Annotated in this window: 23 protein-coding genes; 18 read left to right on the plus strand and 5 right to left on the minus strand. The window is 67.8% G+C overall.

Annotated elements, in window-relative coordinates:
- Positions 1–151 precede the first annotated feature (151 nt).
- Entirely contained in the window at positions 152–643 is a 492-nt protein-coding gene (locus AC1DNF_RS16070; RefSeq protein ID WP_478149600.1) for a CDP-archaeol synthase, read from the minus strand.
- Here AC1DNF_RS16070 and AC1DNF_RS16075 point away from each other — a divergent pair.
- Positions 642–1,250: a CDP-alcohol phosphatidyltransferase family protein gene (locus AC1DNF_RS16075; protein WP_478149601.1), complete on the plus strand. Its 609-nt coding sequence runs from the start codon at positions 642–644 to the stop codon at positions 1,248–1,250. The genes AC1DNF_RS16070 and AC1DNF_RS16075 overlap by 2 nt on opposite strands.
- 24 nt (positions 1,251–1,274) lie before the next feature.
- On the opposite strand, the gene AC1DNF_RS16080 is transcribed toward AC1DNF_RS16075, so the two are convergent.
- Entirely contained in the window at positions 1,275–1,853 is a 579-nt protein-coding gene (locus AC1DNF_RS16080; protein WP_478149602.1) for an NADPH-dependent FMN reductase, read from the minus strand.
- 304 nt (positions 1,854–2,157) lie between these two features.
- On the opposite strand from AC1DNF_RS16080, the gene AC1DNF_RS16085 reads away from it, so the two are divergent.
- From AC1DNF_RS16085 to AC1DNF_RS16140, 12 genes are all read left to right on the plus strand, one after another.
- A complete protein-coding gene (locus AC1DNF_RS16085) occupies positions 2,158–3,162 on the plus strand; it encodes a substrate-binding domain-containing protein (protein ID WP_478149603.1) in 1,005 nt (334 codons plus the stop codon).
- A gap of 35 nt (positions 3,163–3,197) precedes the next feature.
- The gene (locus AC1DNF_RS16090; RefSeq protein WP_478149604.1) at positions 3,198–4,160 is read left to right on the plus strand and encodes an ABC transporter permease; all 963 of its coding nucleotides are present in this window, start codon (positions 3,198–3,200) and stop codon (positions 4,158–4,160) included.
- The gene (locus tag AC1DNF_RS16095; RefSeq protein ID WP_478149605.1) at positions 4,160–4,948 is read left to right on the plus strand and encodes an ATP-binding cassette domain-containing protein; all 789 of its coding nucleotides are present in this window, start codon (positions 4,160–4,162) and stop codon (positions 4,946–4,948) included. Before AC1DNF_RS16090 ends, AC1DNF_RS16095 begins: the two co-directional genes overlap by 1 nt.
- A gap of 10 nt (positions 4,949–4,958) precedes the next feature.
- On the plus strand, positions 4,959–5,414 hold the full coding sequence (locus tag AC1DNF_RS16100; RefSeq protein WP_478149606.1) for an RbsD/FucU family protein: 456 nt from the start codon (positions 4,959–4,961) through the stop codon (positions 5,412–5,414).
- Positions 5,411–6,628 (plus strand): ROK family transcriptional regulator, encoded by a 1,218-nt coding sequence (locus tag AC1DNF_RS16105; RefSeq protein WP_478149607.1) that lies wholly within the window; start codon positions 5,411–5,413, stop codon positions 6,626–6,628. The genes AC1DNF_RS16100 and AC1DNF_RS16105 overlap by 4 nt, the downstream gene beginning before the upstream one ends.
- A 49-nt stretch (positions 6,629–6,677) precedes the next feature.
- Positions 6,678–8,315 (plus strand): NADP-dependent glyceraldehyde-3-phosphate dehydrogenase, encoded by a 1,638-nt coding sequence (locus AC1DNF_RS16110; RefSeq protein ID WP_478149608.1) that lies wholly within the window; start codon positions 6,678–6,680, stop codon positions 8,313–8,315.
- Positions 8,316–8,341: 26 nt separating this feature from the next.
- Positions 8,342–9,757 (plus strand): pyruvate kinase, encoded by a 1,416-nt coding sequence (pyk, locus tag AC1DNF_RS16115; protein WP_478149609.1) that lies wholly within the window; start codon positions 8,342–8,344, stop codon positions 9,755–9,757.
- A gap of 13 nt (positions 9,758–9,770) precedes the next feature.
- Positions 9,771–11,675: a phosphogluconate dehydratase gene (gene edd / locus AC1DNF_RS16120; RefSeq protein ID WP_478149610.1), complete on the plus strand. Its 1,905-nt coding sequence runs from the start codon at positions 9,771–9,773 to the stop codon at positions 11,673–11,675.
- Positions 11,672–12,304, plus strand: a complete 633-nt coding sequence (gene eda / locus AC1DNF_RS16125) for a bifunctional 4-hydroxy-2-oxoglutarate aldolase/2-dehydro-3-deoxy-phosphogluconate aldolase (protein WP_478149611.1) — start codon at positions 11,672–11,674, stop codon at positions 12,302–12,304. Before edd ends, eda begins: the two co-directional genes overlap by 4 nt.
- Before the next feature lie 25 nt (positions 12,305–12,329).
- Positions 12,330–13,079 carry a 2,3-diphosphoglycerate-dependent phosphoglycerate mutase gene (gene gpmA, locus AC1DNF_RS16130; RefSeq protein WP_478149612.1) on the plus strand — a complete coding sequence of 250 codons (750 nt, stop codon included), beginning with the start codon at positions 12,330–12,332 and terminating at the stop codon, positions 13,077–13,079.
- A gap of 207 nt (positions 13,080–13,286) precedes the next feature.
- Entirely contained in the window at positions 13,287–14,750 is a 1,464-nt protein-coding gene (gene zwf / locus AC1DNF_RS16135) for a glucose-6-phosphate dehydrogenase (RefSeq protein ID WP_478149613.1), read from the plus strand.
- 168 nt (positions 14,751–14,918) lie between these two features.
- A complete protein-coding gene (locus tag AC1DNF_RS16140; RefSeq protein ID WP_478149614.1) occupies positions 14,919–15,788 on the plus strand; it encodes a lipase family protein in 870 nt (289 codons plus the stop codon).
- Positions 15,789–15,843: 55 nt separating this feature from the next.
- Here AC1DNF_RS16140 and AC1DNF_RS16145 read toward each other — a convergent pair whose 3' ends face one another.
- Positions 15,844–17,913, minus strand: coding sequence for an LTA synthase family protein (locus AC1DNF_RS16145; RefSeq protein WP_478149615.1), 2,070 nt, complete (start codon positions 17,911–17,913; stop codon positions 15,844–15,846).
- A 10-nt stretch (positions 17,914–17,923) separates the two neighbouring features.
- Between AC1DNF_RS16145 and AC1DNF_RS16150 the strand changes: the two genes are divergently transcribed.
- The 4 genes from AC1DNF_RS16150 to AC1DNF_RS16165 all read left to right on the plus strand — a co-directional run bounded on the left by AC1DNF_RS16150 (position 17,924) and on the right by AC1DNF_RS16165 (position 21,314).
- Positions 17,924–19,297 carry an SGNH/GDSL hydrolase family protein gene (locus tag AC1DNF_RS16150; RefSeq protein ID WP_478149616.1) on the plus strand — a complete coding sequence of 458 codons (1,374 nt, stop codon included), beginning with the start codon at positions 17,924–17,926 and terminating at the stop codon, positions 19,295–19,297.
- Between the two features lie 147 nt (positions 19,298–19,444).
- Positions 19,445–20,518, plus strand: coding sequence for a DnaJ C-terminal domain-containing protein (locus AC1DNF_RS16155; protein WP_478149617.1), 1,074 nt, complete (start codon positions 19,445–19,447; stop codon positions 20,516–20,518).
- A gap of 154 nt (positions 20,519–20,672) precedes the next feature.
- A complete protein-coding gene (locus AC1DNF_RS16160) occupies positions 20,673–20,900 on the plus strand; it encodes a hypothetical protein (protein ID WP_478149618.1) in 228 nt (75 codons plus the stop codon).
- 96 nt (positions 20,901–20,996) lie between these two features.
- The gene (locus AC1DNF_RS16165) at positions 20,997–21,314 is read left to right on the plus strand and encodes a hypothetical protein (protein WP_478149619.1); all 318 of its coding nucleotides are present in this window, start codon (positions 20,997–20,999) and stop codon (positions 21,312–21,314) included.
- 11 nt (positions 21,315–21,325) lie between these two features.
- Here AC1DNF_RS16165 and AC1DNF_RS16170 read toward each other — a convergent pair whose 3' ends face one another.
- Positions 21,326–22,513, minus strand: coding sequence for an amylo-alpha-1,6-glucosidase (locus tag AC1DNF_RS16170; protein WP_478149620.1), 1,188 nt, complete (start codon positions 22,511–22,513; stop codon positions 21,326–21,328).
- Positions 22,514–22,655: 142 nt separating this feature from the next.
- Here AC1DNF_RS16170 and AC1DNF_RS16175 point away from each other — a divergent pair, with 142 nt between their 5' ends.
- Positions 22,656–23,075 carry a DUF4189 domain-containing protein gene (locus tag AC1DNF_RS16175; protein ID WP_478149621.1) on the plus strand — a complete coding sequence of 140 codons (420 nt, stop codon included), beginning with the start codon at positions 22,656–22,658 and terminating at the stop codon, positions 23,073–23,075.
- 19 nt (positions 23,076–23,094) lie between these two features.
- Here AC1DNF_RS16175 and AC1DNF_RS16180 read toward each other — a convergent pair whose 3' ends face one another.
- A complete protein-coding gene (locus tag AC1DNF_RS16180; protein ID WP_478149622.1) occupies positions 23,095–23,790 on the minus strand; it encodes a DUF1345 domain-containing protein in 696 nt (231 codons plus the stop codon).
- Between the last annotated feature and the right edge of the window lie 59 nt (positions 23,791–23,849).

Genomic DNA, 23,849 nt, shown 5'->3' on the forward strand with positions numbered 1-23,849 from the left:
AGGCCTGACCCCGGGGCATGAAACCGGGGTCACAGTCAAATTCGGCGTTCGATGGCATGAGTTTCTTAGTAGTTCGCCATCAGGCAGGCCTGACCCCGGGGCATGAAACCGGGGTCACAGTCAAATTCGGCGTTCGATGGCATGAGTTTTCTTAGTAGGGTTGATCGCGCACCCCGATCCGGAAGAGCAGGCGGGCCAGCACGATCTCCAGGACGAAGAACGCCAGCGCGATCAGGACGATCTGCAGCCACGACAGCGAAAGCGCGCTGCGAATCGCCAGCAAGGGCAGCACCGCCTCGGGGATCTGGTCGATGCCGGTGGCCCGTCCGCTCGCGGGAATCGCCAGCCGACGCTTGGTGAAGCTCGACAGGGCATCGCCCAGCATCGTCATGGCCCCGACCTCCGCGCCCAGGCCGGGCGGCAACCCGAGCAGCGGGGCGGCGATGGCCGCGCCCGCGACCGCCGCGACGAAGCCGCGGACCGTCTTGGACGACCCGAGCAGCGCCCGGCCGTCGAAGAAGCGCAAGCCGCCGTCCAGCGGCGCGTTCCAGAACGAGCCCACCAGGCGCTTGGCAAGGATGGGCGCGCCGTTGGCGACGCCCAACAGCAACAATAAGCGCAAGCCCAGAGAGAAGTCGTCCATGGCGAACGCCATCCTATGCCTGGAGCGCGCGGCGCGCCGGCTTAAAGTGGCCGATGAAATGATCAACGTACCCAACACCATCACCCTGCTGCGCTTCGCGCTGGTTCCGGCCATCGCGCTGCAGTTGCTGGATCACGCCTACGGCACGGCGCTGCTGATGTTCATGGCCGCCGCGTTTTCCGACGTGGCCGACGGAATGATCGCGCGCCACTGGAACCTGCGCACGCGCTTCGGCGCCGTGGCCGATCCACTCGCCGACAAGTTGATGATGCTGACGGTGACCGCGCTGCTCACGCTCCAGCACGCGCTGCCCTGGTGGTTCGCGCTGGCGGTCATCCTGCGCGACGCGATGATCGTCTGCGGTGCCCTGGCCTACCACCTGATGATCGGGCGGGTGGAGATGGCGCCGAGTCTGATCTCGAAGCTCAACACGGGCCTCGAGTTCCTGCTCCTCCTCGCCGTGCTGGCGATCCACGCCGGCTATGTTCCCGACGGGGCCTGGCGGCAAGCGCTGCTTGCCGTGACACTCGTGACAATCGTCCTGTCGGGCGGGCAATACGTGCTGGTGTGGGGCCGCAAGGCGGCGCTGGCGCAGCGCCGGCGCTGAATCGTTCCCCCGCGCCTCCCGCGCCTATGCGCCGCGCAGCGCAAGCAGGCGCACTTCGGCCAACAGGTCGTCGACGGCCTGCAGGGCGAACTCGATCGTCGCTTCGTCCGTGAGCCGGCCGTCGACGATCTTCTGGTGCACGGTGGCGATCGCTACGTGCGGGCGCGCGATCGGCCGCGCCAGCGCGCCGCTGAGCGCCTCGCGGATCTGGTACTGCGCCCGCGCGCCGCCGGCGGTGCCCGGGGAGGCGGTCATGATGAGCGCGGGCTTGTCCTTCAGCGGGGACTTGAAGCCCGGGCGCGAGGCCCAGTCGATCGCGTTCTTCAGCACGCCCGACATGCCGTAGTTGTATTCGGGCGAACACAGCACCAGGCCCTGACTCCGGGCGATGGCCTCCTTGAGCGCGCGCACGGGCGGCGGCGGCGCATCGCCGTCGAGGTCGGCGTTGTAGAGCGGAATGTCGTCGAGCGGCAGCAGAGTCAGCTCGGCCTTGCCTTGCAGCCGTTCGCCGATGGTGCGCAGCACCGCGCTGCAGTGCGAAGCGCGGCGAATGCTGCCGGAGATTCCCAGCAGCCGGAGAGGGGATGGTGTGTTGCCCGTCATTTCCTCGAGTTCCTTCAAATGTCAGGGCGTGGACCCTGCGTCGGGGTGGATGCCATGCGCGCGGCCGAACGGGCGCGCCAGACCCGGAGAGAGCGCCGATGTTAGGCGAGGAAGGCCGCCGGCCCCCGCGCCCGATCGAGGGCCGACCGAGGCCTCCTCCGGGTTTGTACTAAATAAATCAACTTGATTTAATTACTACGACCCAACTATAGTTAGCTCGCCCCCGCTGCAAAGCCCCGCCGAGGGCTGAACGGTTCTTTCAACCCCCGCAGGCGATTCGCCTGCAGATTCAGGAGACAACCCGATGCTGAAGCCCACTCTCGCCGCCACGCTGACCTCCGTCGCACTGGCCGCCGCCTCCCTCGCCCACGCCGCCGAGCCCGTCGTCATCGGCCTGATCACCAAGACCGAGACCAACCCCTTCTTCGTGAAGATGAAGGAGGGCGCCACCGAAGAGGCCAAGGCCAAGGGTGCGAAGCTGCTCAGCGGCGCCGGCAAGACCGACGGCGACAATGCCGGGCAGGTCGCGGCGATGGAGAACATGATCGCCGCCGGCGCCAAGACCATCCTGATCACCCCGAGCGACTCGAAGGCGATCATTCCGGCCATCAAGAAGGCGCAGGAAAAAGGCGTGATGGTGATCGCGCTCGACAGCCCGACCGATCCGCAGAGCGCCACCGATGCCCTGTTCGCCACCGACAACTACAAGGCCGGCGTGCTGATCGGCGAATACGCCAAGGCGGCGATGGCCGGCAAGCCGGTCCATATCGCGACGCTGGACCTGTTCCCGGGCCATCCGGTCGGCGCCCAGCGCCACAACGGCTTCCTGCAGGGCTTCGGGCTCAAGAGCAACGATGCCAAGACCAACGAACTGGCGCACCCGGCCGAGGTCGTGTGCATGGCCGACAGCTTCGGCGACCGTGCCAAGGGCCAGACCGCGATGGAGAACTGCCTGCAGAAGAATCCAGAGATCAACCTGGTCTACACGATCAACGAGCCCGCCGCCGCCGGTGCCTACAACGCACTGCAGAAGGCCGGCAAGGAAAAGGGCGTGATGATCGTTTCGATCGACGGTGGCTGCGATGGCATCAAGGATGTCGCCGCCGGCAAGATCGCCGCCACCTCGCAGCAGTATCCGCTCAAGATGGCGGCGATGGGCGTGGCCGCGGGCGTCGACTACGCGACCACCGGCAAGAAGGTCAGCGGCTACACCGACACCGGCGTGACCCTGATCGCCGCCAAGCCGATCGCGGGCGTCGAGAGCAAGGACACGAAGGTCGGCCACGACCTGTGCTGGGGCAAGAAGTAAGCGCGCCGCGCTGACCCCCCGGACTGGATCGCACCATGGCGAACACCTTGAAAGAAAAGCTGCCGCCGATCGGGCAGCTCGGCCCCTTCATCGCGCTGCTGATTGCCTGCATCGCGTTCGGCGCCACCACCGACCACTTCTTCAGCGGGGCCAACTTCTCGCTGATCCTGCAGCAGGTGACGGTGGTGGGCGTGATCGCGATCGGCCAGACGCTGATCATCCTCACGGCCGGCATCGACCTGTCGTGCGGCATGATCATGGCGCTCGGCAGCATCGTGATGACCAAGCTGGCGGCCGACCTGGGCCTGCCGGCGCCGCTGGCGATCCTGGCCGGCATCGGCGTGACGGCGCTGTTCGGGCTGATCAACGGCCTGCTGGTGACGCGCATCAAGCTGCCGCCGTTCATCGTGACCCTGGGCACCTTCAACATCGCGTTCGCGATCACGCAGCTCTATTCGGGCGCGCAGACCGTGACCGAGGTGCCTGACATGATGAACTGGCTCGGCGGCACCTTCCCCATCGGCGGCGCGAACGTCGCCTACGGCACGGTGCTGATGATCGTGCTCTACCTCGGCGTCGGCTTCTGGCTGCGCGAGACCGGTGCCGGCCGGCATGTCTACGCCGTCGGCAACAACCCCGAGGCGACCCGCCTGGTCGGCATTCCGCCCGAGAAGGTGCTGCTGGGCGTGTACGTGATGGCGGGCGTCCTCTACGGCATCGCATCGCTGCTGTCGGTGGCCCGCACCGGCGTCGGCGACCCGAACGCCGGCCAGACCGAGAACCTCGACGCGATCACCGCGGTGGTGCTCGGCGGCACCAGCCTGTTCGGCGGCCGCGGCATCCTGTTCGGCTCGCTGGTCGGCGCGGTCGTGGTCGGCGTGCTGCGCAACGGGCTCACGCTCATGGGCGTCTCGTCGGTCTACCAGGTGCTGATCACCGGCATCCTGGTGATCGTCGCGGTCGCCGTCGATCAACTCTCACGTCGCGGAGGCCGCTGATGTCCACCCCACGCATCGTGATGCAGGCCAAGGGCCTGGTGAAGCGCTACGGCCAGGTCACGGCGCTCGACGGCGCCGACTTCGAGCTGCGCGCCGGCGAGATCCTGGCGGTGATCGGCGACAACGGAGCCGGCAAGTCCTCGCTGATCAAGTGCCTGTCGGGCGCCACCGTGCCCGACGAGGGCGAGATCCTCCTGGACGGCAAGATCATTCACTTCAAGGGCCCGATCGACGCGCGCCGCGTCGGCATCGAGACGGTCTACCAGGACCTCGCGGTGGCGCCGGCGATGACCATCGCCGAGAACCTGTTCCTCGGCCGCGAGATCCGCCGCGAGGGCTTCGCCGGCAATGTGCTGCGCATGCTCGACAAGAAGAGGATGCTCGAGCAGTCCGTGGCGCGCATGAACGACCTCAAGGTCGGCATCCGCTCGATGACCCAGGCGGTGGAGACGCTCTCGGGCGGCCAGCGCCAGTGCGTGGCGGTGGCGCGCGCCGCGGCCTTCGCCGAGCATGTGGTGATCCTCGACGAGCCGACCGCCGCGCTCGGCGTGAAGGAGGGCAACATGGTGCTCGAGCTGATCCGCCGCGTGCGCGACAAGGGCCTGCCGGTGGTGCTGATCTCGCACAACATGCCGCACGTGTTCGAGATCGCCGATCGCATCCATGTGGCGCGACTGGGCAAGCGCGCCGCTGTGCTCAACCCCGCGAAGATCAGCATGAGCGACACCGTGGCGGTCATGACCGGCGCCCTCGCGCCCGAACAGCTGCCGCCGGAATGCCTGGCCTGAGGAGCCGTCGATGCTGAAGAACATCGATCCCCTGCTCAGCCCCGAACTGCTCAAGGTGCTGTGCGAGATGGGCCATGGCGACGAGATCGTGCTGGCCGACGCCAACTTCACCGCCGAGTCGCTCGGCCGCGGCAAGCCGGTCGTGCGGCTGCCCGGCGTGGGCATGCGCGAGGCCTGCGCGGCGGTGCTGTCGGTGTTGCCGCTGGACGCGGCGGTGGCACAGCCGGTCGCGTTCATGCAGGTCGGCGACAGGCCCGAGGGCTATCGCAGCGCCCTGCAGCGCGAGGCGATCGCGCAGATGCAGGCGCGCGGCGACGCGACGGACGCGCAATGCGAGGCGATGGAGCGATTTGCCTTCTATGACCGCGCCGCACGCGCTTTTGCGATCGTGCAGACGGGGGAGATGCAGGCATTCGCCAACTTCCTGTTCAAGAAGGGCGTGATTGCCCACGACCTGGTGCCATGAGCGCAGCCGAAACCGCCGCCAGGCTGCGTCCGCGCGGCTCCAACAACCTGGGCACGCGCCAGTTCAACGAGCGGGTGGTGCTGCAGGCGATCCGCCTGCACGGCGCGCTGCCCAAGGCCGAGATCGCGCGCCTGACGAACCTCACCGCGCAGACGGTGCAGCTCATCATCGCGAGGCTGGAGACGGACGGCCTGGTGCTCAAGCAGGCACCCTTGCGCGGCAGGATCGGCCAGCCGTCGATACCCATGGCCCTGAACCCGGACGGCGCGTTTTCGATCGGCATCAAGATCGGGCGGCGAAGCCTCGATGTGCTGCTGGTCGACTTCGCCGCGCACGTGCGCGAGCGCCTCACGCTCGACTATCCATTCCCCGATCCCGACACCCTGTTCGACGAGATCCGCACGCGCGTGCAGGCGCTGCGCAAGACGCTCGGCCCCAGGCGCGCACCCCTGCTGCACGGCGTGGGTGTCGCCGCACCCTTGTCTCTCGGCGGCTGGCGATCGCTGCTCGGCGTTGCGCCGGAGCGTGCGGGCAAGTGGAACGAAATCGACATCCGCGCGCAGGTGACGGCGATGACCAAACTGCCGGTCGAAATGGTCAAGGACACGACGGCCGCCTGCGTGGCCGAGCTGGTGTCCGGGCGCGGGCGCAGCATACGCAGCTTTCTCTATATCTTCGTCGACACCTTCATCGGCGGTGGGCTGGTCATCGACAGTCGCCTGCGCAGCGGAGGGTCCGGCAACGCGGGCGCCGTGGGGTCGATGCCGCTCGGCCCGGGCGATGCCGGCGGCGCCGCGCCGCGGCAGGTCCTCAATGTGGCCTCGCTGTTCACGCTGGAGTCGATGTATGCGCGGGCAGGGCTCGATGTCGGCGCCCTGGCGGATGCGCGCGCGGTCGCCTCGCCATGGCTGCCCGTCACGCGCGAATGGATGTCGCAGTCGACGCCGGCGATCGCGTTGGCGATCAATGGCGCCGCTGCGCTGCTCGATCTCGAAGCCGTGATCATCGACGGCTCCTTCGGCCGGGAGATGCTTGCGGCGGTGCTTGCGGAGGTCGACGTCGCGCTCGATCGCTGCAACTGGGAGGGCGTCTCCCGCCCCAGGGTGCTGGCCGGCACGATCGGCCCCGATGCGGGCGCGATCGGCGGCGCGCTGCTGCCGCTCTATGCGAACTTCGCCCCCGATCGCAACCTGTTCCTCAAACTCGATCGTTGATCCGGCCTTGCCGAGTTGACTCAATCCCAACCCCTGTTTCGGAGACCTCATGACCCATGACCGCTCCGCGCGGCTCGCGCAGCATTTCCCCTCGCTCGAAGAGATCCCGCCCGAACATCGCCTGGCCGCGCCGGTGCACCAGCGCCATTCATTGAACGGCGGGCGCCTGATCGAATGGCAGGGCCCCTGCAAGACCGTGCTCTCGCCCGTGTGCACGCGCGATCCGGCGACAGGCGAGCTGCGCCAGGTCGAGATCGGCAGCTACCCGGTCATGGGCGAGGCCGAGAGCGACGCCGCACTCGACGCCGCCGTGGCCGCCTATGCCAGCGGACGCGGCGAATGGCCGACCATGGGCGTGGCCGGCCGCATGGCCTGCATGCAGGAGTTCGTGCGCCGCATGGCGCAGCAGCGCGAGCTGATCGTGAAGCTGATCATGTGGGAGATCGGCAAGAGCCTGGCCGATTCGCGCAAGGAGTTCGACCGCACCGTCGAGTACATCCAGGCGACCATCGAGGCGCTGAAGGATCTCGACAACAGCAGCTCTCGCTTCGTGATCGCGGAAGGCACCATCGGCCAGATCCGGCGCACGCCGCTCGGCGTGGTGCTGTGCATGGGCCCCTACAACTATCCGTTGAACGAGACCTTCGCCACGCTGATCCCGGCGCTGCTCATGGGCAACACCGTGGTGTTCAAGCCGCCGCAATACGGCACGCTGCTGTTCCAGCCGCTGCTCGACGCGTTCCGCGCGGCCTTTCCCGCGGGCGTGATCAACACGATCTACGCGCCCGGCGCGGTCGTGGTGCCGCGCCTGCTGGCTTCGGGCAAGGTCAATGTGCTGGCGCTGATCGGCTCCAGCAAGGTGGCTGACCACCTCAAGAAGCAGCATCCCAAGTCGCATCGGCTGCGCGCGATCCTCGGCCTCGACGCGAAGAACGCCGCGATCATCCTGCCGGACGCCGACATCGAGCTGACGGTCAAGGAGTGCCTGCTCGGCGCGCTGTCGTTCAACGGCCAGCGCTGCACCGCGCTCAAGATGCTGATCGTGCACCGCTCGATCGCCGAGCGCTTCCTGCAGCGTTTCACCGAGGAACTGGCCAGGCTCAAGGTCGGCATGCCCTGGGAAAGCGGCGTGAGCATCACGCCGCTGCCCGGCCTGCACCGCACGGCCTACATGACGGAGGCGCTCGAGGATGCCCGCTCGAAGGGGGCGCGCATCGTCAACGAGGGCGGCGGCGAGTTCTGCCAGACCCTGTTCTACCCCGCGGTGGTGTACCCGGTGCGCGAGGGCATGAAGCTCTACCGCGAAGAGCAGTTCGGCCCGCTGGTGCCGGTCATGCCCTTCGACGACATCGAGACCGCGCTCGACTACGTCATCACATCGGACCATGGCCAGCAGGTGAGCATCTTCGGCTCCGACCCCGGCCAGATCGGCGCGCTGGTCGACCCGCTGGTCAACCAGGTCTGCCGCGTCAACATCAACTGCCAATGCCAGCGCGGCCCCGACGTGTTTCCATTTGCCGGCCGCAAGGATTCGGCCGAAGGCACGCTGTCGGTCGCCGACGCGCTGCGCGCCTTCTCGATCCGCTCCATGGTGGCCGCCAGGCAGACGGAGCCGAGCAAGCAATTGCTCAACGCGATCGTGCAGGAGCACAAGTCCCGGTTTCTCAACACCGGTTTCATTCTCTGAGAACGCCCGAACCCCGGGGAGCCAGCATGCGCAGACAACGCCAAGCCAAGATCGTCGCCACCCTCGGGCCGGCCAGTTCCGACGCCGGGACCATCCGGGCGCTCTTCGACGCCGGCGCGGACGTGTTCCGCTTCAACTTCAGCCACGGCAGCCATGAGCAGCACCGGGAGCGCTACGACATCGTGCGGCGCGTCGAGCGGGACACGGGGCGGCCCATCGCCATCCTGCTCGACCTGCAGGGGCCCAAGCTGCGCGTCGGCAAGTTTGCCGACGGCCCGGTCACGCTGGCCGTGGGCAACGCCTTTCGTCTCGACCTCGACCCGACCCCGGGCGATGCGACGCGCGCGCCGCTGCCGCATCCGGAGATCTTCGCGGCGCTGAAGGCCGGCACCGATCTGCTGCTGGACGACGGCAAGATCCGCCTTCGCGTCCTGGCCTGCGGCGCCGACTTCGCCGACACGACGGTGATCGCCGGCGGCATCCTGTCGGAGCGCAAGGGCGTCAATGTGCCGGAGGTGCTGCTGCCGATCTCGGCGCTCACGCCCAAGGACCGCGAGGACCTCGACTTCGGCCTGCAGCTGGGCGTCGACTGGGTGGCGCTGTCCTTCGTGCAGCGGCCCGAGGACATGCAGGAGCTGCGCGACATCGTGAAGGGGCGCGCCGGCGTGCTGTCCAAGCTGGAGAAGCCCGCGGCCATCGAGCGGCTCGAGGCCATCGTCGAACTGTCGGATGCGGTGATGGTCGCGCGCGGCGACCTCGGCGTCGAGATGCCGGCCGAGCAGGTGCCGCGCATCCAGAAGCGCATCGTGCGCGCCTGCCGCGATGCCGGCAAGCCGGTGATCGTGGCCACCCAGATGCTCGAGTCGATGATCCATGCGCCGGTGCCCACGCGGGCCGAGGCCTCCGACGTCGCGACCGCGATCTACGACGGCGCCGATGCGGTGATGCTGTCGGCGGAATCCGCCTCCGGCCAGTTTCCGCGCGAGGCGGTCGCGATGATGGACCGCATCATCGCGGAGGTCGAGCGTGATCCGTACTACCGCACCCTGATCGACGCCTCGCACAGCGCGCCCCAATCGACCATCGCCGATGCCATCTGCTCGTCGCTGCGACAGACCGCCAGCCTGGTGCCGGTGGCGGCGATGGTGACCTACACCCGCTCGGGCTACACGAGCCTGCGCGCCGCGCGCGAGCGCCCCGTGGTGCCCGTGCTGAGCATCACGCCGGATCGGGCCGTCGCCCGCCGGCTCGCGCTGGCCTGGGGCGTGCACTCGGTGCATGCGGAGCACGACGTCAGCGACGTGTCGGGCATGGTCGATACGGGCTGCGCCGTGGCGCGCAACGAAGGCTATGCGCGGCCCGGAGACATCATCGTCATCGCCGCCGGCATGCCCTTCGGCAAGGCCGGCACCACCAATCTGCTGCACATCGCACGAACCTAGCAAGGAGTCTTCCATGCGTCTTCATCCAGTGCTTGCCGCGGTCACCGAGCGCATCGGCGACCGCAGCGCGACGCCGCGCGCGGCCTATCTCGCCCGCCTCGAACAGGCCCGCTCCAGGGGCACGACCCGGCAGGCCCTCGGCTGCACGAACCTGGCCCACGGTTTCGCCGCGGCGCCGGCGGGCGACAAGATCATGCTGCGCGAACTGCGCCAGCCCAATATCGCGATCGTCTCGTCCTATAACGACATGCTGTCGGCGCACCAGCCCTTCGAGCGTTTCCCGGCCATCATCAAGCAGGCGGCGCGCGAGGTGGGCGCCAGCGCGCAATTCGCCGGCGGCGTGCCGGCGATGTGCGACGGCGTCACGCAGGGCGAGCCCGGCATGGAGTTGTCGCTCTTCAGCCGCGACGTGATCGCGATGGCCACCGCGGTGGCGCTTTCGCACAACATGTTCGATGCCGTGCTGTGCCTGGGCGTCTGCGACAAGATCGTCCCGGGGCTCCTGATCGGCGCGCTGCAGTTCGGCCACCTGCCGACGCTCTTCGTGCCCGGCGGGCCGATGCCTTCGGGCATTTCCAACGACGAGAAGGCGCGCGTGCGGCAGCGTTTCGCCAAGGGCGAGGTCGGCCGCGATGCCTTGCTCGAATCCGAAGAGAAGTCCTACCACGCCCCGGGCACTTGCACCTTCTACGGCACGGCCAACAGCAACCAGATGCTGATGGAAGTGATGGGGCTGCATCTGCCGGGCGCGGCCTTCGTCCATCCGGGCACGCCGCTGCGCGACGCGCTGACCGCCGCGGCGGCACACCGGGCGGTCGAGATCACGGCCGAGGGCGGCGCGTACACGCCGATCGGCCGCGTGGTGGATGAGCGTGCGATCGCCAACGCCATCGTCGGCCTGCTGGCCACGGGCGGCTCGACGAACCACACGATCCACCTCGTCGCGATCGCGCGGGCCGCCGGCATCCTCATCAATTGGGACGACTTCCGGGACCTGTCCGAGGCGGTGCCGCTGCTGGCGCGCGTCTATCCGAACGGCAAGGCCGACGTCAACCAGTTCCACGCCGCCGGCGGCATGGGCTATGTGATCGGCGAGCTGCTGGAGGGCGGGTTGCTGCACGGCGACACGCTGACGGTGGCCGGCGCCGGCGGGCTTGCCCGCTACCGCCAGCAACCGGCGCTGGACGACGGCGGGCGGCTCGTCTGGCGCGACACGCCGCGCGCCGGCGTTGATGCCGGCATCCTGGCGCCGGTGTCGGCGCCCTTCAGCGCCGACGGCGGGCTGAAGCTGCTCGCGGGCAACCTCGGCCGCGCCGTCATCAAGACCTCGGCGGTCAAGCCGGAGCACCGCGTGGTGCGGGCGCCGGCGCTGGTGTTCGATACGCAGGAGGCGGTGATCGCCGCCTTCGATCGCGGCGAGCTGCAGCGCGACTTCGTCGCCGTGGTGCGTTTCCAGGGGCCGCGCGCCAACGGCATGCCCGAGCTGCACAAGCTCACGCCCCTCCTGGGGGTTCTGCAGGACCAGGGCTTCCATGTCGCGCTGGTCACCGATGGGCGCATGTCCGGCGCCTCCGGCAAGGTGCCGGCGGCGATCCACGTCACGCCCGAGTGCCTGGCGGGCGGCCCGCTCGCGCGGGTGCGCGACGGCGACCCGATCGTGCTGGATGGCGAGCGCGGCGTGCTCGAAGCTCGCGTCGCCGATGTCGAGTGGCAGTCGCGCCGGCCGGCTATCGCCGAGCTCGGGGAGTCCCGCCACGGCATGGGCCGCGAACTGTTCGCGGCATTTCGGGCCAACGCGCTCGGCGCGGAGGAGGGCGCCATCACCTTCCACGCCACCGAGCCGGACGCGTCGGGCCACGCGGCGCCCGTCGCGCCCGTCCACGACCATTTCGCATTCATCCAGGGAGCCACGGTATGAACGTCCTGCAGATCATGCGCACGGGGCCGGTGATTCCGGTCATCGTCATCCACAGGTTCGAGGATGCGGTGCCGTTGGCGCGCGCGCTGGTGGCCGGCGGCGTTCGCGTGCTCGAGCTGACCTTGCGCACGCCGGTGGCGCTGAAGGCGATCGAGGCCATCGCCAACGAGGTCGAGGGCGCCATCATCGGCGTCGGGACGATCACGCGGCCGGAGGACTTCGACGCGTCGGTCAAGGCCGGTGCGTTGTTCGGCGTCAGTCCGGGCCTGACGGTGGAATTGATCGCGGCGGCCAGGGACAGCGCGCTGCCCTTGCTGCCCGGCGTGATGACGCCGTCGGAGGTGATCGCCGCGCGCGCGGCGGGCTTCACCGAACTCAAGCTCTTCCCCGCGCAACAGGCCGGCGGCGTGGGCATGCTGAAGGCCCTGGCCGGCCCCTTTCCCGATCTGAGCTTCTGCCCGACCGGCGGCATCGGCGCGGCCACGGCGCCGGAGTTCCTGGCACTGCCCAACGTCGCCTGCGTCGGGGGATCATGGCTGACGCCGGGCGAGGCGGTCGACGCGCGCGACTGGGGGCAGGTCACCGCGCTGGCACGCGAGACCGCGAGCCTGCGGCGGCCCGCGCAATGATGGACTTCCTCACCAAGGACTGATCATGAAGAAACTCGTTCTCCTTCGCCACGGCGAATCGACCTGGAACCAGGAAGATCGCTTCACCGGATGGACCGATGTCGGCCTGACCGACAAGGGGATGGCCGAGGCCCGTGCGGCCGGTCAACTGCTCAGGCGGGAAGGCTACGACTTCGACGTGGCCTACACCTCGGTGCTGAAGCGGGCCATCAAGACGCTGTGGACCGTGCTCGAGGAGATGGACCGCATGTGGATTCCCATCCATCATTCCTGGCGTCTCAATGAGCGCCACTACGGCGCGCTGCAGGGCCTCAACAAGTCGGAGACCGCGGCGCGCTATGGCGATGCGCAGGTGAAGATCTGGCGCCGCGCCTACGACGTCGCGCCGCCTCCGCTTGCGGATGGCGACCCTCGCATCGAGGCGGCCGACCCTCGCTATCTCGAATTGGGTGCCGGCGGCTTTCCCAGGACCGAATGCCTGAAGGACACGGTGGCTCGTTTTCTGCCCCATTGGCATTCCACCATCGCGCCGGCCGTGCAGTCCGGCCAGCGCGTGGTCATCGCGGCCCACGGCAACAGCCTGCGCGCGCTGATCAAGTACCTCGACGACGTGTCCGACACCGACATCGTCGAGTTGAACATTCCCACCGGCCAGCCGCTGGTCTACGAACTGGACGAGCAGCTCAAGCCCTTGCGGCACTACTACCTCGGCGACCAGGAGGCGATCAAGGCTTCTCTTCAGGCGGTGGCCGATCAGGGCAGGTCGGCGGCATGAGCGATCCGGACCGCCCGGCGCCCGGCGGCTCCACGGCAGCCTTGCACCGGATCGTCATCGTCGGCGGCGGCGCGGGCGGGATCGAGCTGGCCACGCGACTGGGCGACACGCTGGGGCGGCGCGGCCGGGCGGCCGTCACGCTGATCGAAAGGAACCGCACCCACGTGCATTCCGCGCGCATCCATCAAGCACACAAGGATTTCTCCGATGCCCAAAGTCAATTCATTCGATCTGCTCCTGTTCGGCGGGACCGGCGATCTCGCCATGCGCAAGCTGCTGCCGGCCCTGTACTTCCGTCATCGCGACGGCGACCTGCCGCCGCACGGCCGGATACTGGGCCTGGCGCGGGAGGAGCTCGGCCGGTCCGACTTCATCGCGAAGGTGGAGTCGAGCTTCGCCAGCTTCGTGCCCGCCGCGGAATTCGACACGGCGACCTTCGCGACATTCGCCGAACGCCTTGACTATGCCAAGGTGGAGGCGAACACGCCCGAGGATTTCAAGGCGCTGGCGGAGGTGCTGAAGGATTCGCCGGCGCAGGTTCGGGTCTTCTTCCTGTCCACCGCGCCGGACTTCTTCGCACCGATCTGCAAGAACCTGGCGGCGACCGGGCTGGCCACCGCGAACTCGCGTGTCGTGCTGGAGAAGCCGCTGGGACGCGACTTGGCCTCGGCGCAGAAGATCAACGAGGATGTCGGCGGCGTGTTCACGGAGCCGCAGATCTTTCGCATCGACCACTACCTGGGCAAGGAGCCGGTCCAGAACCTGCTCGCGCTGCGATTCGCCAATGCACTGCTGGAACCCCTGTGGAACCGCACCTGGGTACGCAATGTGCAGATCACGATTGCCGAGCAGGTGGGCGTCGAGAAGCGAGGCGACTTCTACGACCGCACGGGCGCGTTGCGCGACATGGTGCAGAACCATCTGCTGCAGTTGCTGTGCATCGTCGCGATGGAGCCTCCGACCTCGATCCATCCGGATGCGGTGCGCGACGAGAAGCTCAAGGTGCTGCGTGCGCTCACGCCATTCACGCAGGCCGACGTGGCCTCGCGCACGGTTCGCGGCCAGTACCGCGCCGGCACGATCAACGGCCAGGCCGTGCCGGGCTACCTGGAGGAAGCCGGCATTCCGCCGGAGACTTCCACCGAGACCTATGTGGCCATCCGCGCGGAACTCGAGAGCTGGCGTTGGTCAGGTGTGCCGTTCTACCTGCGCACCGGCAAGCGCATGGCCGAGCGCCTGGCCGAGATCGTGGTCAACTTCCGCTCGGTGCCGCATTCGATCTTTCCCTCCACCGGGAATGACCTGCAGGGCAATCGACTGGTGATCCAGCTCCAGCCCGAGGAAGGGCTCAAGCTGTTCATGATGGCCAAGGTGCCCGGCGACACCATGAACCTGCGGCCGGTCGGCCTGAACCTGGACTTCGCCGAGCAATTCAAGCAGCGGCCGATGGAAGCCTACGAGCGCCTGCTTCTGGACGCGATCCGGGGCAACCTGACGCTGTTCATGCGCCGCGACGAACTGGACGCCGCCTGGCGGTGGTGCGAGCCGATCCTGGACGGCTGGCGCGCCTCCGGCGATGTGCCCCGGTCCTACAGCGCCGGCTCGTGGGGACCCGCCGCCTCCAGTGCCCTGGTCGGGCGCGACGGTGCCTCGTGGCGCGAGGAGTCCTGAGTCCTGGCACGCATCGCGATCGTCCGCGCGGCATCGGCTCTCGGCGCCGCCCTGGCGGCCGCCCCGCTGGAGACCACGCTCCTGTTGTGCATGTGCGAGAAGTCGTCGACCATGGCCTGCAGCGCGTAGAGGGCGGGCAGCGTTTCGGCCAACATGAGGCTCGTGGCGATGTCGGCAGTGCGAGTCGATCGCGAGCAGGGACTGATGGTCATGTACGCGGCCGACATGTACAAGATCTTTCCCGGCCAGCTCACACCGCCGGTCGACGGGCGGCTCGGTGCCCGGTGGACCGTCGTCGGCTACCTGACGGCGGTCGATGCGATCCTGCTGCCGCAACGGCAGATGGGCCAGGGCGTGGAGGTGTGCTACGGCGTCTTGGCGCGCAACCGGGCCGATCCCACGAAGCATGTCGTCGCGATCCGGGGGACCGAAGGCATGGTCGAGTGGATCGAAGATGCCCAGTTCGTCTTGATCAACCACCCGGGCGGAGCGGGGCGCGTCGAAGGCGGCTTCTGGAACATCTATGCGTCCATGCAATTCAAGGTCAACAGTGGCGATGCGGGCGTTCCCGCGAAAGACGGCGTGACGGCCGCCATCGGGGCGAACGGCACCGTGACCGTCGCGGGACACAGCCTGGGCAGCGCGCTGGCCACGTTCCTGGCCTTCGATCCCGCCGCCCCCGCGCTGCTGGGAGCGCGGGTATCGGCGTGTCTGTTCGCATCGCCGCATCCGGGAGACGATGCCTTCGCGCACGCCTTCGACGTTTCGCTCTCGGGCCGGTATGTGCTGTACAACTATTTCCTCGACGCGGTCCCGCGCGTTCCCTTCGGGCCGGACTATGCGCACCTGCCCACTGTCATTGATCTTCGTCCCAGCGACGCGCAGGCACGCATTCGATTCGACCTCGGCTGCAATCATCACATCGTGTGCTACTGCGCCATGCTCGACTATGCGCAGACAGATGCGGCGCCGAAGATCGCTGTCGATCAATCTTGCGCGCTGTGCATCAGGGGGCCGTCGGGTGTCGTGGGAAATTGAGCGATGCGCTGCTCGCGTGGAGGCGAGGCGCCTCCGATGACGACCGCCGTGACGGTCATCGCCTCGCCCAACGCCGCGCCGTCGGCGACGGCGGTGTCACGGGCCGCGCATACATCGAGAGTTCGCTGGCCGCCTTCCATTCCAGCATCTCGCGCTTGACGCGAGAGAGCTCCCGCGGCGCCAGTTCGAGGGGCCGCGACTCCTTCGGATCGGTCGCGAGATCGAATGCCTCCATCGGACTGCGGTCGAAGTAGTAGATGTACTTGCGCGAACCCTGGCGGGTTGCAAGCGCCGAGTCTTCCATGCTGGTCGAGTAGAAGAGCTTTCTGTCGGGATCGGGCGGCCCGAGCAGCGAGGTGCCGGCGAGCCTGCCGCCTCGGGTCTCGTAGCCGAGCAGGTCGAGCACGGTCGGCATCACGTCGATCTGCTGGCGCGCGCCGCGAACGGTGCCCTTGATCCCCGGCAGTCCTGGCGCATAGATGAGCGCAGGGGTGTGGAGGCCTTCCTCGTAGAGGCCGTTGAACACCTGCCGGATGCCATGCTCGCCGAAGAACTGGCCATGGTCGCCCAGGACGATGAAGACGGTGTTGTCGCGCAGGCCCAACTTTTCATAGCCCTGCATGAGGTCGTGCAGAAAGCCATCGATGTAGAGCAGGCAGTTGTAATAGTCGTTGAGGGGCTCGTCGGTCACGCCGGGGAAGCGCACCTTCTTCCATGAAGCGGGCGTGGTGTATGGGTGGTGCCCCACGTTGGTCATGATGGCCGTCATGAACGGCCGGCCGGAGCTTTGCTGCGCCGCGGTCCATTTCATGATCGGGTCGATCATGGACCGGTCGGCCAGGCCCAGATAGTTCGTGCGCTGCTCGCCGGGGCCTTTCAGCTCGGGCTCCGAGGCGATGTGCTCGAACTCCAGCGCCCGGACGACGGCGATCTCATCGATGAAGTCGAGGTCTGTCGGCGTGAAGAATGCGGTCGCGTAGCCCTGCGCGCGCAGCAGCGACGGCAGCGACCGGATCCGGCGTTGTCGACCGTTCTCGACGGTCCATCGGGCGACGCCTTCGATGGTCAGCGGGTATTGGCCGCTCAGGATGGACACCCAGGCGCCATTGGTGCGCGGATAGACGACGCTCATGTCCTCCACGGTCAAGCCATCGTGCGCGAGCCGCGCCAGGAAGGGCGTCGTGGGCAGGCTCGGCTCGTGGATCGTGGTGGACGCGGCACGCACCGACTCGAGCATGACGATCACGACGTTCAAGGGCCGGGTCCGCGCGGTGGCCTGCAATGACATGTCGATGCTGTGCCACGGCGGCTCGCCCGCGGACTCGAATTCGCGCTGGACCTGCCGGGCCGCTTCGCTCGCTTCGGGCGAGGCCGTCGTCCGGAACAGCGCGATGAAGGTGCCCTCGGAATGGCGTTCCATCGGCACGATTCCGGTCGAGATGGTTGGCGCCAGCAACGCCAGCGAGCCGACCATGGCGGCGATCATCGCGGCGCGTTCGCGGTGAGGCGATTCGCGCATCACCTGTCCCGGTCTGCCCAGCCACCTGAACCTGGCGATGGCGAGCAAGGCCCCGCCCACGACGGCGAACACGCGCACCGGCGTCACCTCCGCCAGGACCAAGGGCATGAAGTCACGCCAACTGGACAGGCTGAAGAGCAGCACGGCAGCGTTCGGGGCCTGCCCGGTCCCCGACTCGTAGGCGAAGTCGATGCCCGCGAGGATGCACAAGGCCCCGACGATCACCATGACGAACCAGCGCAGCCCCTTGTGAAGAGAGCCGGGCGAGATCTTGAACAGGGCACCGACCACGAGGGCCGCCAGCGAGGCGGTTGCCAGTTCGCGCCAGGTGCAGGTGGCATAGAGAAGAAGCTGCTGCCACGCGTTGATGCTCCATTCCGCGAAGACCTGGCCGAAACGCCGGCCGGGCATCATCCAGGCCATCGTTGCCGTCATGCCCGTCCACACCAGGGCCAGCAGGATCGGCACCGTCGCAAGGCGTCGCGGGAAGGCAATGCGCTGGATGATGAATGCAAGGACCGCCGCGCCGATGAAGCGCAGCCAGGCGTAATGCCCGATCCAATTCAGGAAATCGATCGTTCCCATGTCGCGCGGCATACCCAACATCGAAGGATCCATGGCGGTGACTGCCAGCTTGGCCGACTTGTCCAGAACCAGCCAGAGCGCGAAGGGCGCGGTCAGCGCCCAGCCGGTCATCCAAGGGTGTCGACCTGAGAAGGCGGCACGAGGTCGTGCCAATGAAGTGGCCATGGCGTTTCCACTTCGCGGTGGTGCCGCCAAGCTTCTTGTTGTTTTTCGAGTCCGCCACAACTATGACATCTTTGTGACAACCGGTCACTCGCGTTATCCCCTGGGCCTACACTCGCGCCAGACAAGGATGGGGCCAAGGCGAGCGACAGTGACACGACTTCTCAAATTCCCCGCTCTCGCGGTCCTGGCGATCCTTCTGTGCAGCGCGCTCGTATTGGCGCTCTGGGGTGACGGCATGCCCGGGGACCCGATCGAGCAGTCACCAGCGGGCGCGATGCCGCTGGCGGTGATCGGCGATTCCGGCAGCCATTCCTACCAGGACCGGGTGAGCTTTCCATCCGGCGGCCGGGAACGTGGCGGCGCATGGCGCGACCGCACCTATCAGTGGACCGAGGTGCTGGCGCGCTTGCGCGGACGCGAGATCGACCTTGGCTCCTGGGTGCGCTGGGGCCGTCCAGGCTGGATGGCCTGGGGACGGGAACTGATCGGCCTGAGCGGCGGCCGCGCCCCGTTGAAGGAAGACTATCGCTACAACTTCGCCAACTCCGGCGCCGCCTGCAAGAACGTGATGGGTGACCGCTTGGGCCAGCGCTTCAGGCAGGCGCCGCGCCTCGTGGCGTTGATGAACGAGCAGCCCGAGCGCTGGCGTCACGGGGTGGTGATCATCAACATCGGGGCGAATGATTGGAATGGCCTGCTTGACTTGCAGGCCCGCGATCCTTCGGCGCCCGAGTTGGGCCACGCCATCGACTACTGCCGGCAGGAGATCGGGGCTGCCATCGCGCTGATCCATGCCTCGCATCCGTCCACCCGTGTGCTCCTCGTCGGCTTGGGCAACGAAGCGGACGACCCGGCCAATTTCGGCAGCTATCGCAGCGCCGCCGCAACGGCGAACATCAGGAGCGCGCTGGCCCGCTTCAATGCCGAATTGCGCAAGATCGCGCTCGCGGATTCGGCGCGAATCGCCTTCGTCGATGCAGACGCCTGGTTCGTGCAACGCTGGGGCGAGCGCGGGCCCGCGGGTGAACCCGCCTACAGGAGCGTGGCGATCGGCCCCCGCCTGCGGGTCACCAACACGGTGGGTGACCGGCCCGAGAACGCGTTGCTCGAGGACGATCACGCGGGCGTGGCATGGAATGCAATGTGGGCGCAATCGCTCGTCGCCCGGTTGCGCGAGGCATTTGATTTGCCCCTCACACCCATCAGCGACGAAGAACTCGCCCGCCTGATTGCCGGGTGATCCATGCCGACACGGCTGGGGTCCTCGCCAGGCACCCCATGTGGCATACGGCTTGCATGCCAGTCCCTCGGATAACATTCATGCCGACAGGCCGCCGCTTCCACGGGCTTTCATGCTGGACGGCTTCCCTGGACAAGGACTTTGGATTTGGGCACCGAGAACGCTTTCGCCGAACTGGGATTGGCACCTGACGCGACCGAGCGCGAGGTGAAGGCGGCTTGGCGCCGGCTGGCCTCGCAATGGCATCCGGACCGCAACGACAGCGCCGGCGCCGTCGCCAAGATGCAGCGCATCAACCAGGCCTTCGAGGAAATCCGCCGCGCCGGATTCCGTGCCGCCACGGATGCCGATGGTGCCATGCGCACCGCGGCGGACGAAGACAACCCCACCGGATTCGACGACGACCAGGGCGCGACGGCGTCCCGCGCGGGCGGCACGGATCGGCAGCGCAGGGCTCTGCACCGCAAGGTCAAGTTGACGCTGGAAGAAGCGGCCGTCGGCTGCATCAAGGTACTGCGGGGCAAGGTCACCGACATCTGCGCCACCTGCGCGGGTGCCGGGCACCAGGTGCTGGGCGGGAATTGCGCCCAGTGCGGGGGCTCGGGCGCGAAGCCGAAGCGCTCCTTCTTCGGCTGGCCCACCGGCGTGACCGAGTGCGAGGCCTGCCTGGGCGGCGGCATCGCGAGGCAGCCGTGCGCGGCCTGCCGCGGCAGCGGCAAGATGGAGCCGCGCGGCTACAAGATCAACGTGCGCATTCCGCATGGTGTGCGCGACGGCGACCTGCTGCATGTCGACGGGCGGCGCGTACGCAGCGAAGGGCCACCCGCCGACATCGAGATTCGCGTCGAGGTGGCGGAGCACGCCTTCTTCAAGCTCGAGGACGACGGCACCATTCGGTGCGAGATGCCGGTCGATGGATTCGCCTGGATCGCCAACCGGCTGATCCAGGTGCCGACCGTCACCGGCTTCCAGCCGGTGCAGCTGAGCCGAGACCGGCTGTCCTACCGCCTGAAGGGCCAGGGCTTCCCGGTGGAGCGCCGCGGCGCGCGTGGCGACCATCTGCTCACGTTGGTGCCGATATTTCCGCAGCAGCTCAGCACCGACCAGCAGATCCTGCTCGACCAGCTCTCGGCCACGACCTCGGGCGCCGGTGGAGAGGCCCTGGACGACCGGCTTCGCGCATGGAACCGGGGGCTGCGCGCCTGGGAGCGAGGGCTGTAGACGCGGCAGGCCGCTGCCCGGAGTTCTTCATCGCCGACAAGGCACAGCGCCAGTGGACGACATGGAGTTCGCGGGGGGATAGAAAAAGTATCCTTTCCCCTGCGCGGGGCAGCGAGCAGAATCGTTCATTCCTGTCACTCTTCTGTCACAGCTCATGACCGTTACGCCGATGCCTTCGGAGCTCGCGCAGCTCGACGAGCTTGAGCTTCGAAGCCTTGCCGCGAGCTGGCGTTTGCGAGCAGGCTACGGGCACCCCGACGCGCTTGGCATCGTGCATGCCCTGGACGCGGAGCGGCAGCGGCGGAGCCAGAGCGCGCAGGGTCAGCATGTGATGGCGGATTTTCCGATGCCGGGACGCTCGTGGTGGCAGTCCGTTTTCTGAATCCGGGCTCCGCGGGCGCCTCGCGGCAATGAGCTTGCATCCGTCGGTATCCGATGCTTCAATGGCCGGCTCGCAGCTCGCCCACAGGAGGCTCGCATGGCCTACGAAGCCCGATATGTCTTCAAGCTCAGTCCGGGTGCCGACATGGCACAGGTGAAGAAGGCGATGGAGGAGGGCGCCGCGCTCTGGCGCAAGCATGGCGCCGCGAGCCCGCGACTGTGGGCCATCACGGCCGGAGAGCTCGGCAACTACGTGCTCGTCGTGCAATTCGATAACGCCGCCGAATTCGCCAGGGTCGTCGATCCCTTGTCGGCCGACCCGGCGTTCCAGCACTGGCAGGCCCACAATGCGGCGGCGGATCAGATCACGTGGGTGCGCAGCAATCATGCGCGCGAATGGGTGATCGCCGGCTGACGTCCCTGTCCCTACCAGGCGGCCCCGTCGTCGCCCAGCAGGGCACGCCGGGCGAGCAGAAAGGTGGCGGCATTCCAGCTCTGGCCGGCCATCCCCATCGGCGCCAGCGTGCGGCCGTGGAACCACTCGGTGAAACGCCAGTCGTCGAGCCTGTTCGCCTGAGCCAGCCGGGCGAGTTCGGCCCAGGCCAGATCGTGCAGGCCCAGCCGTGCGAGCGCCATCACCCAGAAGCCGCCGACGAAGGGCCAGATGCCGCCGTTGTGGTACTGGTGCACGATGTTCTGCTGATGGCGCGCCATGTACGGCCGCCAGAGCGCGTGCTGACGCGTGAGCGGATGCAGCACGACACGCACGGGATAGGGGTCGCTGGCCCGCGCCGCGACGATGGTGTTGACGATGCGGCGCGCCATGGCGTCATCGGCCAGTCCGCACTGGATGGCCAGCGCGTTGCCGAACACATCCCCCTCGTCGCCGACCACCGCGAGATTGACGAAGCTGAGGTACAGCCCCGGGTCGCGCCGGCCGCGGCGCGCATAGTGTTGCAGCAGGCGGGCGCGGTGGTATTCGGGCAGATCCTGCTGGAAGGGATTGAACAAATGGTTGAAGTGATGCCGCGTCGCCTCGGCCTGCTCCAGCGCATAGCGGCGCTTGACCTCGTACCAGAGTGCGTTGCTGTAGAGCACGTAGCCCGAGCGGGGCATGATGTCGGCCCAGTCGCTGGCCTCGTTCTGCTGCAGCAGCCGGAAGTGCTGATGCTCCTGCGCCAGCAGCCAGCCGAGCGCGCGGCCCACCTCGTCGCCCCAGTGCGAGGGACCGACGCGGCCATGGTGGCGCACATGGTCCACCGCGATCAGCCACCACAAGGTGGCGTCGATGCAGCCCAGGTACCAGAAGTCGGCATCGCGGCCTTCGGGGTCGACGTACTTGGGGATCTGCCCATTGGCCGCCTGCTGCGACGCGAGCGCTTCGAGGCTGGCCGCCGCTGCCTGCTCCAGCGCGGGCACGCCGCTGCCGCACATCGCCATCACGCATATCGCGGCGTCGCGCCCGAAGATGCGGGTATAACGCCGCGCCTCGGCCGCCTCGGTGCGGCTGGCGGCCAGGATGCCGTGCGGTGTCAGGTTGCGTTGCAGAAGCTCGAGTGAAGCCTGGGAGCAGGTCTCGATCAGCGCGAGCGTGGGGGCGTCAGGCATCATCATGGGTTCGCGTATCGTCGCCCAGGCGCGACGCCACGGAGGATACTCGCGACGCCCCCATTGCTTCGAGGCGGGGGCTCACCAGCAACAAAATGAACTTCGATCTCGGAACATCCCTGTCCCCCGCCCATGCGGCCCTCGTGAAATGAGCTTTCGATCCCGCGTTGTCCGCATGTTCGTGACGCTGGCGCTGCTGCCGGGCTGCGCCCTCACGGGCGTTGCCCTGGCGCCGGCGCACGCGGGCCCCGGTCCAGGCCCGAGCTGGGGAGCCATCGCGTCCATGGACAAGTGGTACGGCTACTCCTTCAACCATCCGTCCCGCGATGCCGCGGAACTCGCGGCGCGCGCCCAATGCGATCGGGTGGCACGCCGCTCGGGCGCCTGTGCCGTCCGCGCGTACTTCGATCGCGCCTGCGGCGCGCTCGCGACGGGCAATCATGGGGAATGGGGCACGGCCATCGCCCCCGCGGCGGGCGCCGCAGGCAAGGCGGCCGTCGTGCAGTGCGACAACCACCTGCCAGTCGAGCCTTGCAAGGTCGTCGTCGGCGTTTGCTCGCCGCGTTGAGTGTCGTCCACGGCTCGTTTCAGAACAGGCTTGCGCCGATGTTGATGAGCAGAGCCAGGACGGTCGTGTTGAACAGGTAGGCCAGGATGCAGTGGACGGACCCGATGCGGCGCATGGGCTTCGATATGAAGGACACGTCGGCCGTCTGCCCTGATGTTCCGATCACGGCCGCGAAGTAGAAGAAATCGCCGTAGTCGGGCTGATCGTCGTCGGGGAACGCCAGGCCCACGGGCCTGCCGTGGCAGGCGGCCGCGTAGTAGTCGTGCGCATAGTGGAGCGCGAACATCACCTGGATGAAGCCCCACGACGAAACGACCGTCACGCCGGCGAGTGTGATGTGGGCGACCTTCAGCGCGCCATGCATGTCCTTGACCACCGCCAGCTCGCCCCCGATCGCGGCGAGGCTCGCAACGGCGGATACGACGACGAGGATGAGAATCACGAGCTGGCCCTCGTCCTGGATCTGCGCGCGATGGCGCATGCGATGATGCGACGACCGCGTCATCATGACTGCCGCGAGTGCCACATACAGGCATGTGCCGGCGTTCCAGGCGATCAGCCACCGGGTCACGCTGTGGGTCGCCATGTCGAGCGGCAGAAAGTTGCCGACCACAATGGCAAAGGCGAGCGCGATGTAAAGCCGGGGCCGGGCACGCACCAGGCGGAAGATCCTGTTTCGTGCGATCAAACCATTGATCGAATGGACGTTGGCCAAGCTGCATTCCTTTGGATCTCGCTTCACGACGGAAGCCGGTGTCGCGATGCGACACGATC

The sequence above is a fragment of the Variovorax sp. 01T432 genome, from assembly GCF_056398605.1.